Below are 14,634 nucleotides of genomic sequence, written 5' to 3'. Positions count from 1 at the left end.
AAAATCAGTCTATTAGGCTAGTTCACAGCCGATCTATGATGGACTGGGTGAACTCGCTGGTGGAGGCTGTGCCCCCCAGATCCCGGGTTACCCGATCGCCAGATTCTATGGTGGCGCGCACTGCTTCCCGGATGCGTTCAGCCTTGTCCTGCATGCCCAGATATTCCAGCATCTGGATGGAGGCGAGGATCACCGAGGTCGGGTTGGCGATGTTCTTGCCCGCGATATCCGGTGCCGAACCGTGCACGGCTTCGAAGATGGCGGCACCATCACCTATGTTGGCGCCCGGCGCCATGCCAAGGCCACCCACCAGACCCGCGCACAGATCCGAAAGGATGTCGCCGAACAGGTTGGTGGTAACCATGACATCGAATCGCTCCGGGTACATCACCAGGTTCATGCAGGCGGCATCGACGATCATCTCCTCGCTCTGGATATCCGGATAGTGAGCCGCCACTTCACGGGCCACTTCCAGGAACAGGCCCGAGGTGGACTTGAGGATGTTGGCCTTGTGGATGATGGTGACCTTCTTGCGCCCTTCCTGACGGGCCAGCTCGAAGGCGAACTTGACGATGCGCTCAGCCCCGTCGCGGGTGATGATGCTCATCGCCTCGGCGCTCTTGTTGTCATCGCTGCGCTTCTGGCCGGCGCCCGAGTACATACCTTCGGTGTTCTCACGTACCGTGATGATGTCGATGTTGTCGTAACGGCTGCGTGTGCCCTTGAAGGAGATAACGGGGCGGACGTTGGCGTAGAGGTTGAATTTCTTGCGCAGGGAGACGTTGATGGAGGTGAAGCCGCCGCCGACCGGGGTGGTGAGCGGACCTTTCAGGCTGACCTTGTTCTTCTCGATCAGATCCAGGGTGGCTTGGGGCAGCAGCTCGCCGTGCTTCTCGAGGGCAACCAGACCGGCGTCCGCATATTCATATTCGAAGTCGCAACCGGCGTGGGTCAGGATCTGGATGGCAGATTCAATGATGCTGGGGCCGATGCCGTCGCCGGGGATCACGGTAATTTTTCTTTTTGACATGAGACGTATCCACTTCTAGGGAACAGAGGGGGAGGATTCGGCCGTTTTATACCATTTCTACACCTAACCCTCCATGTTTCTTTACATTCTATCTGCTTTTGTCAACAGCAAAGGTGAGTCCCGTCATGATTGGCAGGATAGCGGGAGGCCTGTCAGGCCTCGCTGTCGGGCACGGGAGGATAACGTATCTCCCGCAGGTTGAACCCCAGCGGAATGTCCCGCTGCAGCTGCACCAGCCGCTGGGCCAGCAGGGCCTCATCCTGATGTTGGCGCAGCTTGAGCAAGGGCTTGCTGGCGCCCTCCTGCTGACAGGCTGCGAGCAGCGCCGGGAGATCGCCATGTTGTTGCAGCAGCAGGGTCGCGGTCTTGGGGCCAATGCCGGGTACCCCCTTGATGTTGGAGCCACCGATGCCGGTCAGGGCCCAGAAATCCACCAGTTGCACCGGCGCCACCCCATATTGTTGCTCGACGAAGGCGGCATCCAGCCAGCGCTTGTTGAAGTAGTCACGGATCTGGATCTGCGGACAGATGAGCTGACAAAACCCTTTGTCGGTGGAGATGATGGTGGCCCTTGCCCCGTGCAGTGCAATGCCGCTGGACAGGGTGGCGATGAGATCGTCTGCCTCGTCGGTCTGGGAGAGAAGGGCATCCACGCCGCACTCCCAGAACGCATCCTGCAAGGTGTTCAAGCCTTCACGCAGCTCGACCGGCATGGGGGTTCGCCCCTCCTTGTAGGCCGGATAGACCTCTTTGCGCCAGCTGTGCACCTCGCCGTCAAATACGGCGATGGCATGGGTTGGCTCGCTGCCCGCCAGCAGCTTGCGGCAGGTGTTGATGAGGTTGGCGCGGGTGGCGATCAGCGCCTGGGCCGGGGTCAGCGCCTGCTGGACTTGCACCGCATGCAGACGACGGATGAGGTTGAGGGCATCAATGATGAGCAGGTGTGGCCTGATAGTTGACATGGGACACTCTTGGCGGTCGAGACGCGCCATTGTAACAAACAGTCCGCCCTGATGGGGGATTGATGGCATCCGTGTGCCAGAGGCCTGTCAGTAAAGAGGGGCGCCAATGCGCCCCTCTCTTCGTATTGCGTGCCTGCCTTAGCGCACTATCTCGTAGCAGGGCACATACTGGCTGCCCGGCAGCTTCATCCGTTGCTGCTTGACGAAGCTCTCCAGCAGCTTGTCCATCAGGTGCATCAGCTCCTTGTCGCCGTGCAGCTTGAAGGGGCCCTTCTTCTCGATGGCGCGAATGCCCCCTTCCTTGACGTTGCCAGCGACGATACCGGAGAAGGCACGGCGCAGGTTCGCCGCCAGCAGCTGGGGCGGCTGATTGCGATGCAGGTCCAGGCTGGCCATGTTGGCGTGATCCGGCTCGAATGGCAGCTGGAATTCGGGCTCGATCTTGAGGGACCAGTTGAAGGAGTAAGCGTCGCCGACGGATTTGCGATATTCGCGAATTTTCGGCATTGCCTCCTTCATCACCCGGGCTACTTCCGGCGCATCGCCGACGATGATGCGGTAGAGGCTGGTGGCGGGTTCACCCAGGGTTGCCTTGACGAAGTCATCAATGGCGCGGAAGTAATCGGCGCTCTCCTTGGGACCGGTCAAGATAATCGGTATGGGCTGCCGCTCGTTGGCGGGGTGCATCATGATGCCGAGCAGGTAGAGCAGCTCTTCGGCTGTGCCGACACCGCCCGGGAAGATGATGATGCCGTGGCCCAGACGCACAAAGGCCTCCAGTCGTTTCTCGATATCCGGCAGTATCACCAGCTCGTTGACGATGGGGTTGGGCGGCTCGGCGGCTATGATGGACGGCTCGGTCAGCCCTATGTAACGGCCATTGCGCACTCGCTGTTTGGCGTGGCCGACGGCGGCGCCCTTCATGGGCCCTTCCATGGCCCCCGGGCCGCAGCCGGTACAGATATTGAGCTCGCGCAGCCCCAGTTCGTTGCCCACCGCGCGGGTGTACTGGTACTCGATTTCGTTGATGGAGTGGCCGCCCCAGCAGACCACCAGATTGGGATCCGCACCCGGCAGGATAGCCTTGGCGTTACGCAATATGGCGAACACCACGTTGGAGATGTGGGTGGAGCTGGTCAGGTTGACCAGCCGGTTCGACTCCAGCTGGGTCGAGACATAGAGGATGTCGCGCAGCACGGAGAAGAGGTGCTCCTGAATGCCACGAATGATTTCGCCATCCACAAAGGCGTGTTCGGGGGCATTGAACAGTTCGAGTTTGACCCCACGCTCGCGCCGGATCACATGAATATCAAAGGATTTGAAACGCTCCAGTATCTCTTTGGAGCTGTCGGTATGGCTACCTGAGTTGAGCACTGCCAGCGAGCAGTTGCGAAACAGTTGATAGATATCGCTGGAGGCTGTTTGTTTGAGGCGATCCACCTCGAGTTGTGACAGCAAGTCCATGCTGCCGACAGGATTGATGTGCGTAATCATAGGTTCCCCTTTCACTCGCTTGTTATCGTTGTGCTTTTCCCTGGGGAGAAAACGGGATGCCATGTGGAATCCCTTGAATTTGATAGTAGAGGTAAGCGGTGGGGCAGGGGAATAGGGGAGAAGTGCGTTTGCTGCTTTTTTAGACTGCCATTAGCCCAGGTTGACCTGATCCCGGCCCGAGTGCTTGGAGCTGTAGAGCGCCTTGTCGGCCCGTTCGAACGCATCCGAGGTGTTATCCCCTTCCCGGAACAGGGTGGCGCCGATGGAGATGGTGATCTCGACCCTGGCATCGCGAAAGCGGAACGGGATAGTTTTGATGGTCTGGCGCAGGGTCTCCAGCGGTTTCTGGTACTTGTCGGGGTTGATGTTCGGCAGCAGCACTACAAACTCCTCGCCGCCGAAGCGGGCGATGAAGTCGGTGTCACGCAGGGCTCCCAGCAGCGCCTTGGCAACCACCTTCAACGCCTTGTCACCGGCCATGTGGCCGTAGTTGTCGTTGATGTTCTTGAAGTGATCGATGTCGATGATGGCCAGACAGAGTGGTGTGCCGTAGCGCAGCCAGCGCTTGTATTCGAGTTCGAGCCGCTCGTCCAGCGCCGCCCGGTTATGCACCTGGGTCAGGCTGTCGAGGAACAGCTTGTGTTTCTGGATGGTGAGCCGTTTCTTGTACTCGGCGGTCTCCTCCTTCATCAGTCGCAGCTTGGCCTCCATGTTGGAGAGGCGGGTGAGCAGGTGACGCTCGCGGGCGGCCATGGCTTCCCTGTCCTGTAACAGCAGATTGATGGCACCCATGTGGCCCGAGATAGCGCCCTTGAGCTCATCGAATGAGTCGTTGCTGGCCAGGGTATGGTCGATGGCGCGCAGCTCCTTGTCGATGGCCTGACGGGTATCCTGGGTGGCGCTTTGCAGGGCGCGCCCTTCGTCGAGAGATTCGGTGAAGCTGAAATGCACCGCCGAGAGGCTTTCGTTGAGGGTGCTCAGGAAGGCCTGGGAGGATTTTCGCTCCTCGCGGGTGCCCTCTATGATGAGCTCGATCACCTGCAGGCAGATCTCGGCCAGCTGCGGCGGGGTGATGCCATGGAGCAGCTGGCGACGGATATCCGCCAGCCTCTCGCCGATGGCACCGGCAAAGTCCAGCTCTGTGATGAGCCGCTGCAACTCGTCGGCTATGTGGGCGTGGGTCTTGGCATCAAACGGGATGGTTGGCTCGGGGCAAGAGAGTTCGGCTATAGCGATGACAGGCGTGCTGGCGACGGGATCCTGCAGGGGCTGGGTCGGTAGCAGCTGGATTTTGATGGCCTGCTGGTAGAACTCCAGCAGCCGGATCACCTTCTTCTGATGATCGCCAATGCCATAGCCATCTGGACTTGCCAGAAACGCCTTGAGGGACTTGCGGGTATCCTCCGGGAAGCCCTTGATGGACTTGAGCTGCTTGGAGCCAAGGTCGATGGCGGACTTGGTCAGGTTAATGGACTCTTCCAGCGCATTGCTGTGTTGCTGCAGCAGTTTTTCAATGGCCAGCAGATCGGCGTCCAGCGAGGTGAATGCGGGATTGTTATCCAGTTTCTGCTTGAGCTTGGCGAAGCGATTGTCCAGCTCACGGTCGAAGCCACGACAGAAGAGCATCAACTTGTTGATAAACTCGATGCCGCGAGCACGCTCTGCATCGGAAAACGAGAGCACGCCGTCGAGCTCCAGCTGCTTTTGCTGAAGGGATTCCCTGAGTCTGGCCAATTGTCCTGCTACGGCAGCGATATCATTCATTATTCAGGTCGCCCTGTTGTCATTATCGTTTTTGTGTTGGATAGCAACGGCGGTCGAACCCGGTTCCAGACCCAATTGATTATCTATGTTGTCATTGGCCATCCGGCGCTTTCGTCCGTGCAAGTCGAAGCCAATTAACCCATTGCTTTTCATGAGAAGAATTTACTTTTACCAGTCCCTTGTCAATTGCCATCAAGCAGCATTGCCACACATCCCCATTAAAAAACGCGGCCTGTTGGCAATCGATAGCGGCCAGCTCCAGCCAGACACTTTGCTGGTGTTTTTCACTGAGCTGAATCGCTCCTGCCAGTGCCAGATAACAGAGGTCGAACAGGCCGTGGTGATCGAGGGCGGTCGCCGCCTTGGGCAGGAAGGGGTGGCTGACGATGCCGAGGCTGATGTGGCGTTCCAGCGGGTGCTGGCAGGGGAAGGCGGCAAGGGTTGCGAGCAGATCCTGGGCCAGCCGGTGCAGATCTTCCACATGGCGCTGGGGCACCACGTAGAGCAAATGACCTTCACGCAGGTCATAGATGCGCCCATCCTGCGGTGTCAGCCCGTTGACATAGCTGCCGAAGGCCTGCTCTATCTCGCGGCTCACCTGATAGCCGTGATGTTCCATGCTGTTGACCAGGAAGGGCACTCTAAACAACAGATAGTGCAGCTTGTCGTCAAATTCGCTGGTGGGCAGATCGCTCAGATACCAGCGTTCTGATGTTTGCTGGCGCCTGGCCATCTCGCGTGGCCAACGGTTCATCAGCCGCTGCCAGTTGGCCAAGCCGGTGCGCGGCTCGATCAAGATGGCCTCACCCCGCTGCTTGCCTTGCAGGCGGGCGACGCGGAGCTTGAGCCAGAGGGTGAAGAACAAATAGATGAACAGGGTCAGCAGCAGGCCTGTGATGACGCTCGACCAGAGGTAGCGATCCTGCTGGTGCCGGCTGGTTTTGAGCTGCTGTTCCAGCTCCTTGATCTGCTGCTCCCGCTCCACCTGGACATAGTTGTCGCGGATCGCCTCCTGCTCCAGATCGACCTGCTGCTGGCGTACCTGCTCGCTGCGCTGGTGGAAATGCTTGTAGCTGTCCAGCGCCTGCTGGAGGTGGCCCTTCTGCTCGTAGGCCACCGAGAGCAGGCGGAAGATCTCGAACTGGCGCTGGGCATCGCCGATCTGGTTGGCCAGCGCCAGCGCGTTTTCCAGCTGCAGGATGGCGATGCCGTCCTCCTTCTGCTTGAGGTGCAGCTCACCCAGCAGCAGCAGGGTGTCGATGAGCGGCTCCTTGTCGTCGCCCAGCTCGTGGGACTGGCGTGCCGCAGTGAGGTAGTTGCGGGCCAGGGTCAGGTTGCCGGTTTGCAGATAGGTCTTGCCTATCTCGTACTTGAGATGGGCGATGCGGGTGCGATTGTTGCCTTCGTCCAGCAGATCCAGCGCATTGAAGAAGTAGACCAGCGCCATGTTCATTTCGCCCTGCTCCCGGTTGAGGCGGGCGAGCACGATCAGCGAATCGCTGAGCAGGGAGGGGTTGCCGAGGGCATGAAAGTAGTTGGCGGCCTCATTGGCATACTGCAGCGCCTTCTGCGGTTCATGTTCCGCCTGATAGAGGTTCACTATCTGGTTCGACAGCAGCCCGAGGAAGAGGGGATCCTGCAGCCCCCTGGCCTGTTGCTGGGCGTCGATGTAGTCACCGAGGGAGAGCTGGGGCTGCCTGAGGGCATGGTAGAGATCGCCGCTCACCGCGCTGACCCAGGCACTGGCCAGCGGCTCCCTGGTCTTGTCTGCCCAGCGCCGAGCCTCGGCCAGCTGGCGTTTAGCCTCGTCGAACTGGTGTGCCTCTATGCTGGCGTTGGTGCGCAGCAAGCGGCTGTAGACCTGCAGCTGGCTCTCTTTGAGGCTGGGGTTGCTGAGCAGGGTCTCCAGCTGGCCGAGCAGGATTGCGCTGGCACCATGGGAGTGATCCTGCAGATTCTGGCTGCGGACCTTGAGGTAGAGGCCATGGGCCTGCAACTCCAGTTGCTGCTCTTTGGCAGCCATGGCGATGCCCTGATCGAGCGACTTCTGGGCTGCCTGGAACTGCCCCAGTTGCAGCAGACACTCCCCCTTGAGCAGGTGGGCGCTGGTGGCTTGGGCGGCCGTGCCATAGCTCAGCAATGGTTCGCGATAGCCGTACTCCTGGCGATTGCTGATGATTTGCTTGGGGTTATTGGCTGTGCGCGTCAGGAAGGCCGAGGTGATCTGGACGCATCTGGCAGGATCGGTGAGCACCAGGGTCTGGGCCTGCTGCAGATCGATAGACAACTGCTCCTTGGCCAGATCCAGATTAGGAGCCGACAGGGAGGACATCATCATTGCCAGAAAAAACAGTTGATTCATTGGATTAAGGACAGCACAGGGGTGTGGGCATGTTATCCAAGCCCCCCCCTGCACGTCCAGCGTTTACTGGCGGGGGGGAGGAAGGGGCCTGGGATCCAGGCCCCTCTTTGTCAACTGCGCCCGGCGTTTACTGGCGGATAAGGCGCAGGTTGGCGGGAGGAACTTCCCAATCGCTGCGAAACGGGTTGATGTCCAGTCCACCACGGCGGGTATAGCGGGCATAGACAGTCAGCTGGCTAGGGCGACATTGGTGCTTGAGATCGGTGAAGATCCGCTCGATGCACTGCTCGTGGAACTCGTTGTGCTGACGAAACGAGATGAGGTAGCGCAACAGTTTTTCCCGATCCAGTCGCGGGCCACGATAGTGGATCACCACGGATCCCCAGTCCGGCTGGCTGGTCACCAGGCAGTTGGACTTGAGCAGGTGGCTGTGCAGTGTCTCTTCCACCTCCTCATTGCTCGCCGCCCCTTGCAGCAGCTCGGCATCGAACTCGTAACAGTCCACGTCTATGTCTTGCTCATCGATGCACTCTCCCGGCAGGGTCGCAATGTGATGAGGTGCCTGAGTCAGCGGGAACAGGGTGACGCTCACATCGCTGCCGGCGCAGGTACTGAGATCCTTGACCAGCAGCGCCTGTACCGCTTCCAGCGAGTCGCACCGGGTCTGGTTGAAGGCGTTGAGGTAGAGTTTGAACGACTTGGATTCGATGAGGTTGACGCTGGTGGCCGGGACTGAGATCTCGCCGACGGCGACCATGGGCTTGCCTTTGGCATTGAGCCAGGAGAGCTCGTACAGGGTCCAGACGTCACAACCCTGGAACGGTAGCGTGCCGGTCAGGCCGAGGTCGTCGCGGTTCAGGCTGCGCGGTACCGGTTGCAGCAGGGCCGGGCAGTACTGGCTGATGTAGGCAGACTGCTGGCCCAGGCTCAGCCCCTGCAAGGCGTGGGCACCTGCGTATCTCTCTTGTTTGCTCATGTGTTTGATGATCCGGACGTTGAATGAGCCATTGCACTGGCAGCCTTGCCCCAGGTCGGTGCCGCGGGATGATAGCCGCCAAGTAGCGGTGTCTCGCGCTTCACCTTGTCTGCTCACGGCTTTGATGGTGCAATAGTGGACTTTGGCAGCAATTGTGGGGAATTTCGATGTCGGATCAAGTCTTGTCTGCCCTGGAACACTTTTTTTTACGCTGGCAGCGTGATGGCGAGGCAAGGCGAGGACTGCCCCTGTGTGAATGGGAGGCAGACTGGCGCTCCCCTTGCGAGCTGGATGAGCCCAGAGAAGGGCGGGTCGCCTGGCGTCCGTATCAGCGCAGCGAACCCGCTGACTTCGCAGCCATGGCCGATGCGTTGGAGCTGGTCCTGCATCCCGCAGCCCTTGCCCTGTTTGGCCACTGGTTCAGCCGCCCCATTCCCTGTTCCTACAAGGGGTTGCGCCTTGAGTTGATCCTGCCGTGGAACGAGGCGGATCTGGACCTGCTCAGGGAAAACCTCATCGGCCACCTGCTGATGCTGCGCAAGTTGAAGCGTGCGCCATCGATCTTCATCGCCACCACCCGCCACGAGATGACGCTGATCTCCCTTGATAATGAGAGTGGTCAGGTGTGGCTGGAGTGGCTCGACTCCGGCCGCCGTTTGGTGCTGGCGCCCTCCTTGTCCGCTTTTCTCGCGCGGCTGGAGACCTTGCCGCAATAAGGGGCCTTGCACCAATTCGAACGAAAAGAGCCTTGCCGCTTGGCAAGGCTCTTTTTCATTGCCCCTTTATCACAGGTTGGCGTGGCGCCTAATCCTTGAAGTCCCAGGAGAGGTTGGAGATCAGCCGGCAGGGATCGCACTTGAAATCGAAGATTTCGTGCAGGGGTTCGGCTAGCGCCCACTCGCCACCGCAGCCAGGGCAGGGGCGGGCCTTCTCTTCGGCGGCGCTCAGCCCGCCGACCCGGTAGAGATAGTAATAGGTAGGAATGCCGCTCAGGGCCTCCAGCCGCTTGCCGAGATCGCTGCCACGGCGTTGCAGCCGGCTGCCTACCTCGCCTATTTCGTGCAATGCCGCGTGTTCGGCGATGGAGCCGTTCATCTGCAGCTGATCACACGCCTCCCAATCCTCCTGCCACTTGATGATCTGCTTGTGGTCACCGTTGGCAATGGCGGGCAGCCGATAGAGCGGTATGGGGGCGAAGTGGTCGCCACAGCGCAGTGGCGAGCAGGTGTGCAGGAAGCTGGTGTAGAGCAGCATCCAGCTCGGCCGCTCGTCGGTGTGGCCGCAAGGATCCGTGCTATCGGAGAGCAGATCCACGCCTTGCAGCTGGAGTTTTGGCGCGAGCAGTCCCGCCTGATTGAGCTGCTGTTCGGCCAGTTTGACCTGCTCGCTCTGGTTGTCCGGGTGCAGGCTGTCCTGCTCGGGGCAGACTACCCGGCTGATGAACTGACCCTGCTGCATGCTGGTGGGAAACTCCCGGCCAAGGATCTGGCCCTGATAGCGCAGCATGTCCAGGTAGTTGACGATGGCCCGTTCGGCCTCACCGAGGGAGGTATCGCGATAGCATTCAAAGCTGAGTTCGAGAATGTACATGGGTGCTCAGTCCGGCTGGCGTTGAAGCAGCAGGGTGGTCAGGCGATCGACCTTCTGCTCGAGCCGGTTGAGCTGATCGCTCAGCTGCTGCAGGTTGACGGCATCGGGCGCCATCTCGGGCTTGGCAACCGCAGGCGTGGTGGCCGCTGATGATTCTGTGGGCTGGGGTTGCTGTTTCCACTGGCTCAGCACCTTGAGCAGCTCGGCCATGGGCACGGGCTGGCTGAGGCGAGCCTTGATCATGGCGGTGGAGGGGGTGATCCCCTTCGCGGCCAGTTCGTTGGCAATGCGGATGATCTCTTGGGCGGACATGGGGGCTCCTGCGCAGGATGGCGGTAATACGGGCTGGACGGGGCACAGAGCTTAACCAAACCGCCTTCGTCTGGAAAGCGGGCTGGCGAGAGGAGGAGGCTCAATCGCTCTGGCGCAGCCGCACATCCAGCTGATCGATGGCTTCCGACCAGTCCGCATCATCCCAGAGCGCATCGCGCAGGAAGTTGGCCTGGGATTGGGTCCAGAAAGCGGCCTCGGGCAGCAGGGTCTGATTGTCCAGCCTGTGTTCGTGGATGAAGCGGTGTTGGCTCAACTCGTCGTTGGCCAGGCCCAGCTGGGCAAACAGGGCGGACAGGTCGTGGGTCAGGAATTCCATCTCATCTCTCCCGAGGGGCATTCCTGAAAATTATAGGTCCGGATCCGTGCCGGCTTGCTATTGCGATGGCATACGTTAGAGGCAAAGTGGCTGGCCCGACTTGGTCTCTGGCCAGCGGGAGCCGCACTGGCTGGCTTACTGGGATGGCATGCGATGGGGGGGCAGGTCGACGCCGACGATGTGCAGTCCCTGCATGCGCAATTGTCCTTGATAGTTGCTCTCACCATCGCTGGAAAATTCAAACTCGTAGTAGGTCAAGAGCCGCAGCGGTTGGTGCGCCAGCGCACGGTGGCTGCGTGCCAGCGACAGCAGCTGCAAATCGTGATGCTGGCAGTAACGGCGCATGTATTGCCAGGCGAGCTCGGCCTGGCGGCGCTGATGCCAGAAGGCTGCGCCGATGAAGATAAGCAGCAAGATACCGAGCATTTCACCCATCGAGGGCTCCTTCTGTGTGATGTGGCCTTGTGTGGACCGGGTGGCGAGCCACCCGGCCGCTATTCCATCAACCGTTACGCTGCGGCAAACAGGCGACCTATGGCCTGACCGAGCGCATCGCTTCGCGCCGGATCCCGCAATCTGGCCAGCATATCATCGCGCAGGGCCGGCAGGGTCACCAGCTCGGCAAACACCTGATTGAAGAACTGGGTCGGTTGCAGCGCCAACTGCTCCAGGAACAGACCGAGCAGGTTCGGTACCTTCAGGTCGAGCCAGAGGCGACCGGCGATGGCGAGCAGCAGGGCCGGGCTCGGCTGGGTTTGCAGCAGGGTCAGCAGCTTGTTGGTACGCATGGCATTGCCGTTGCACGAGGCCAGCGCCCGGCACAGGTAGGCCAGTGTTTCGGGGTCGGGCTCGGCGCCCTCCTGCTCCTTGCCGATGCGCTCGAACAGGGCACCCTGCACGGCCGGCGGCAGCGGGACATTTTCCAGGCTCTGGCACAGGGCGTAGAGCGGCGCCTGAGGCAGCTTTGGCAGCGCCTTGCACACCAGTGCCAGATTGCGCTCGTCCTGCAGCCGCTCGGCCAGGTCGGCGAAGCCTTGCAGGCCCAGCGCCTGCCAGCCTTCGTCACCGGGGGCTGCCAGATAGTGACACAGGGCGTCGTAGTAGGCGGAAGGGGCTTGTTCCAGCTGGCGGGCCAGCTTGGCATGCAGGCTGGCCATCTTGGCCTCGGCCGGGCGGAAGGTGTAGGGGTTGTCGGCCAGTCGCTGGGCCTTCTCTTCATCCAGATCACCGGTCAGCTTGTAGCCCAGGGTCTCGACCACCTGATCCATGAAGAGTTTGGGGCCGCTGCCGATGAGCAGGCCGCGCTCATCGAGCGCAAACTTGAGGAACCAGAGGTAGTGCCTGGACTCCGCCGGCTGGAAGAAGTGGACGCCGAGCCAGGCGTGCTGTTGCAGGGGCCAGGGATAGGGTTCCTGCTGCTGCTCGATGCGCACGAAGGTATCGCTCGGTAGCGGCCGCACCTGACGACCCATGTCGAACAGTTGAAACTGGGTATCGGCCTGGGTCAGAAACTCGGTCAGCGTGTTGATGGTAGACATGATGTGATCCGGCTAAGGGTGATGCGGGCCGATTATAAAGCGGTTATATCAGATAGCCAGTGAGGGGCAGACTTCGGCCTCACCGCCCGTGATGGGGTGAAGCGCCTTGCCCATGGATGCAGACTTGAAAGGAATTATGGTGATCAGATCACCGCCTTCTCAGTTAATGCCGTTCCAACCGCATCAATTTGGGCAACAATGCCGGTTGGCGCTGCTCCTGCCGCCGTTACCAGCAGCGAAGCGAAACTGGCATCTGCACGACGTACCGTTATGTCGAGAATGGGCAAGCGCGCACCTGAACCGGTCAGGGCCGCACGCCCAAATGCTAGGCTGAGCAGCTCAAGCCAGACCGTCAGATGGAGGAGTTCCTAATCTAGGCTTGTGGGCTCATGCCGATTGATTGTGTGGCCATTTTCTTCTTTTCTGTTGGGGGGAGTGTGCTATCTGATTGATTGTTGGTACTATTTAGTACGTTTTATCGCATGTAAGCTGAATGTTTGACCACTACCCCGTTGCATTTTCTCAATACTGCCGACGCACTGACGCTCATCACCCAGTTCGATACGGCCACTGACGAGCACACTATAGTCGCGCTGTTGCGTGCCCTCAGCCAGCAGATGGGCTTTGACCACTTTCGGCTGGCGTTCATCTCGCCAAGCTCTATCCAGCGTCCCGAGGTGCGCATTTTCAATGGCTGTCCTGCCCAGTGGGTGCAGATCTATGATGCGCAGAACTTCTTTGCTGTAGACCCTGTGGTGCGCAAGGGGATGACGCAGAGCACACCCATCCTGTGGGCTAATCTCATCACCGAGTGTTGCGACCAACAAGATATCGATGGGCTTGAGGTGATGCTGCAGGCACAGGATGCTGGTCTGCGTGATGGCATCACGATCCCCTGGCATGGGCCTAATGGCCATGTAGGGCTGCTCTCTCTTATCATGCGGACACCACGCACTGAACATCAATGGCTTAGCGCGGTTCCTTTTCTTAGCTGGCTATCAAGCCATGTCTTCGAAGCCGTTGCACGGGTGTGTTCGTCAGCAATGCCACCGCGTGACCCTTTAAGCTTGCGGGAACTGGAGGTCTGCCAGTGGGCGGCAGAGGGGAAGCAAGTCAGTGATATCGGCAAAATCCTGGGCATCACCCCTAGAACGGTGACCTTTCACCTGGAGCGTATTGCCGAGAAGCTGGGAGCAAGCAATAAAAGCCAGGCGATATCTTGGGCGCTCAAGCAGGGGCTGGTGCGGCTCAATATCGATGCTGCGTTAGTGGGGAATGTTGATGAGGACGGTCAATAATTCTGACTGGCGCAATTTGTTGCCCACATATTAGGCTAAATCACTGTTTGAGCAATATTTTCTGAGATATGTGCACTGTTTGAGCGAAAGCTTGCTCAGAGTTGTGCGGTTGAGGCTATGGGTTGGCGGTAAGTCATTGATAAATAATGAAACGAAAAGTTGGCACGGTCACTGCTAGGGGTTTGGTCGAGTGCTAGCTCATTTAACCCACCTATTTAGGAGCATACACATGCCAACTCCATGTTATATCAGCATCGAAGGTAAAACCCAGGGCAACATCACCGCTGGTGCCTTCACCTCCGACTCCGTCGGCAACATCTTCGTACAAGGTCACGAAGACGAGATGCTGGTACAAGAGTTCAATCACCAGGTAACTGTACCGACCGACCCGCAATCCGGTCAGCCTGCTGGTCAGCGTGTCCACAAGCCGTTCAAGTTCACCGTTGCGCTGAACAAAGCCGTGCCGCTGATGTACAACTCCCTGGCTTCCGGCGAAATGCTGCCGAAAGTGACCCTGAAGTGGTACCGCACCTCTGTGGAAGGCAAGCAGGAGCACTTCTTCTCTACCGTGCTGACCGATGCCACCATCGTTGACATCGACTGCCAGATGCCGCACTGCCAAGACCCGGCGAAATCCGACTTCACCCAGCTTATCCAGGTCTCTCTTGCTTACCGCAAGATTGACTGGGAGCACACCGTTGCCGGTACCTCTGGTGCTGACGACTGGCGCGCTCCTATCGAGGCATAAGCCTGACGTTCTGATTTCGTTATTTCCTGTATTAGGTTTCGTATCTTGTGGCCGGTGTGCACCGGCCTTTATCCCGTGTTTCTCCGGCCAGTCTTTGGCTGCCGGAGCCTTTTATGTTTTGCCATCCCCCTGCCCAGAGATTGATGTCGTGGTAGTGAGAGCGGAGTGATGGCAAAGCACACAAGAGGTTTGAATTATGTGTCCCTCCATTGCACTGCTTGGT

15 protein-coding genes are annotated in these 14,634 nt (G+C 59.4%); 3 read left to right on the top strand and 12 right to left on the bottom strand.

The window, feature by feature from the left end; all coding sequences use genetic code 11:
- Window positions 1-22 precede the first annotated feature (22 nt).
- The 6 genes from GWQ22_RS12310 to queF all read right to left on the bottom strand — a co-directional run bounded on the left by GWQ22_RS12310 (window position 23) and on the right by queF (window position 8,588).
- A complete protein-coding gene (locus tag GWQ22_RS12310; protein WP_275930472.1) occupies window positions 23-1,030 on the bottom strand; it encodes an isocitrate dehydrogenase in 1,008 nt (335 codons plus the stop codon).
- Between the two features lie 152 nt (window positions 1,031-1,182).
- A complete protein-coding gene (gene xni, locus GWQ22_RS12305; protein ID WP_275930471.1) occupies window positions 1,183-1,992 on the bottom strand; it encodes a flap endonuclease Xni in 810 nt (269 codons plus the stop codon).
- A 138-nt stretch (window positions 1,993-2,130) separates the two neighbouring features.
- On the bottom strand, window positions 2,131-3,486 hold the full coding sequence (ppnN, locus tag GWQ22_RS12300) for a nucleotide 5'-monophosphate nucleosidase PpnN (protein WP_042038105.1): 1,356 nt from the start codon (window positions 3,484-3,486) through the stop codon (window positions 2,131-2,133).
- 150 nt (window positions 3,487-3,636) lie between these two features.
- Entirely contained in the window at window positions 3,637-5,250 is a 1,614-nt protein-coding gene (locus GWQ22_RS12295; protein WP_275930470.1) for a GGDEF domain-containing protein, read from the bottom strand.
- Window positions 5,251-5,341: 91 nt separating this feature from the next.
- Window positions 5,342-7,612 carry a hypothetical protein gene (locus GWQ22_RS12290; RefSeq protein ID WP_275930469.1) on the bottom strand — a complete coding sequence of 757 codons (2,271 nt, stop codon included), beginning with the start codon at window positions 7,610-7,612 and terminating at the stop codon, window positions 5,342-5,344.
- A gap of 127 nt (window positions 7,613-7,739) precedes the next feature.
- Complete coding sequence (queF, locus tag GWQ22_RS12285) at window positions 7,740-8,588, bottom strand: NADPH-dependent 7-cyano-7-deazaguanine reductase QueF (protein ID WP_275930468.1); 849 nt, start codon at window positions 8,586-8,588, stop codon at window positions 7,740-7,742.
- A 167-nt stretch (window positions 8,589-8,755) separates the two neighbouring features.
- Here queF and syd point away from each other — a divergent pair, with 167 nt between their 5' ends.
- Entirely contained in the window at window positions 8,756-9,304 is a 549-nt protein-coding gene (gene syd / locus GWQ22_RS12280) for a SecY-interacting protein (RefSeq protein ID WP_108535354.1), read from the top strand.
- Window positions 9,305-9,392: 88 nt separating this feature from the next.
- On the opposite strand, the gene GWQ22_RS12275 is transcribed toward syd, so the two are convergent.
- The 6 genes from GWQ22_RS12275 to GWQ22_RS12250 form a co-directional block, all read right to left on the bottom strand.
- Complete coding sequence (locus GWQ22_RS12275; protein ID WP_042038113.1) at window positions 9,393-10,178, bottom strand: Zn-ribbon-containing protein; 786 nt, start codon at window positions 10,176-10,178, stop codon at window positions 9,393-9,395.
- Between the two features lie 6 nt (window positions 10,179-10,184).
- Window positions 10,185-10,490, bottom strand: coding sequence for a hypothetical protein (locus GWQ22_RS12270; protein ID WP_275930467.1), 306 nt, complete (start codon window positions 10,488-10,490; stop codon window positions 10,185-10,187).
- 100 nt (window positions 10,491-10,590) lie between these two features.
- Window positions 10,591-10,827, bottom strand: coding sequence for a DUF2789 domain-containing protein (locus tag GWQ22_RS12265; protein ID WP_042038116.1), 237 nt, complete (start codon window positions 10,825-10,827; stop codon window positions 10,591-10,593).
- A gap of 135 nt (window positions 10,828-10,962) precedes the next feature.
- Window positions 10,963-11,262, bottom strand: a complete 300-nt coding sequence (locus GWQ22_RS12260; RefSeq protein ID WP_108535357.1) for a DUF3301 domain-containing protein — start codon at window positions 11,260-11,262, stop codon at window positions 10,963-10,965.
- Between the two features lie 74 nt (window positions 11,263-11,336).
- Window positions 11,337-12,365, bottom strand: coding sequence for a DUF3549 family protein (locus tag GWQ22_RS12255; RefSeq protein ID WP_275930466.1), 1,029 nt, complete (start codon window positions 12,363-12,365; stop codon window positions 11,337-11,339).
- 143 nt (window positions 12,366-12,508) lie between these two features.
- Entirely contained in the window at window positions 12,509-12,652 is a 144-nt protein-coding gene (locus GWQ22_RS12250; protein ID WP_212512831.1) for a hypothetical protein, read from the bottom strand.
- Window positions 12,653-12,862: 210 nt separating this feature from the next.
- Here GWQ22_RS12250 and GWQ22_RS12245 point away from each other — a divergent pair, with 210 nt between their 5' ends.
- Entirely contained in the window at window positions 12,863-13,663 is an 801-nt protein-coding gene (locus GWQ22_RS12245; RefSeq protein ID WP_275930465.1) for a LuxR family transcriptional regulator, read from the top strand.
- Window positions 13,664-13,892: 229 nt separating this feature from the next.
- Window positions 13,893-14,411: a type VI secretion system effector Hcp1 gene (gene hcp1, locus GWQ22_RS12240; protein WP_042019066.1), complete on the top strand. Its 519-nt coding sequence runs from the start codon at window positions 13,893-13,895 to the stop codon at window positions 14,409-14,411.
- Window positions 14,412-14,634: the final 223 nt, after the last annotated feature.

This window comes from Aeromonas sp. 1HA1 (assembly GCF_029237385.1).
In the GTDB taxonomy this organism is placed as follows: domain Bacteria; phylum Pseudomonadota; class Gammaproteobacteria; order Enterobacterales; family Aeromonadaceae; genus Aeromonas; species Aeromonas popoffii.
Note: the sequence above shows the minus strand (reverse complement) of the source record. Positions and strands in the feature narration are given on the sequence as shown.

Bases quoted from the DNA above. Each gene is read 5' to 3' on its own strand.
- GWQ22_RS12310 (WP_275930472.1), bottom strand. From the start codon at position 1,030: ATGTCAAAAAGAAAAATTACCGTGATCCCCGGCGACGGCATCGGCCCC.
- xni (WP_275930471.1), bottom strand. From the start codon at position 1,992: ATGTCAACTATCAGGCCACACCTGCTCATCATTGATGCCCTCAACCTC.
- ppnN (WP_042038105.1), bottom strand. From the start codon at position 3,486: ATGATTACGCACATCAATCCTGTCGGCAGCATGGACTTGCTGTCACAA.
- GWQ22_RS12295 (WP_275930470.1), bottom strand. From the start codon at position 5,250: ATGAATGATATCGCTGCCGTAGCAGGACAATTGGCCAGACTCAGGGAA.
- GWQ22_RS12290 (WP_275930469.1), bottom strand. From the start codon at position 7,612: ATGAATCAACTGTTTTTTCTGGCAATGATGATGTCCTCCCTGTCGGCT.
- queF (WP_275930468.1), bottom strand. From the start codon at position 8,588: ATGAGCAAACAAGAGAGATACGCAGGTGCCCACGCCTTGCAGGGGCTG.
- syd (WP_108535354.1), top strand. From the start codon at position 8,756: ATGTCGGATCAAGTCTTGTCTGCCCTGGAACACTTTTTTTTACGCTGG.
- GWQ22_RS12275 (WP_042038113.1), bottom strand. From the start codon at position 10,178: ATGTACATTCTCGAACTCAGCTTTGAATGCTATCGCGATACCTCCCTC.
- GWQ22_RS12270 (WP_275930467.1), bottom strand. From the start codon at position 10,490: ATGTCCGCCCAAGAGATCATCCGCATTGCCAACGAACTGGCCGCGAAG.
- GWQ22_RS12265 (WP_042038116.1), bottom strand. From the start codon at position 10,827: ATGGAATTCCTGACCCACGACCTGTCCGCCCTGTTTGCCCAGCTGGGC.
- GWQ22_RS12260 (WP_108535357.1), bottom strand. From the start codon at position 11,262: ATGGGTGAAATGCTCGGTATCTTGCTGCTTATCTTCATCGGCGCAGCC.
- GWQ22_RS12255 (WP_275930466.1), bottom strand. From the start codon at position 12,365: ATGTCTACCATCAACACGCTGACCGAGTTTCTGACCCAGGCCGATACC.
- hcp1 (WP_042019066.1), top strand. From the start codon at position 13,893: ATGCCAACTCCATGTTATATCAGCATCGAAGGTAAAACCCAGGGCAAC.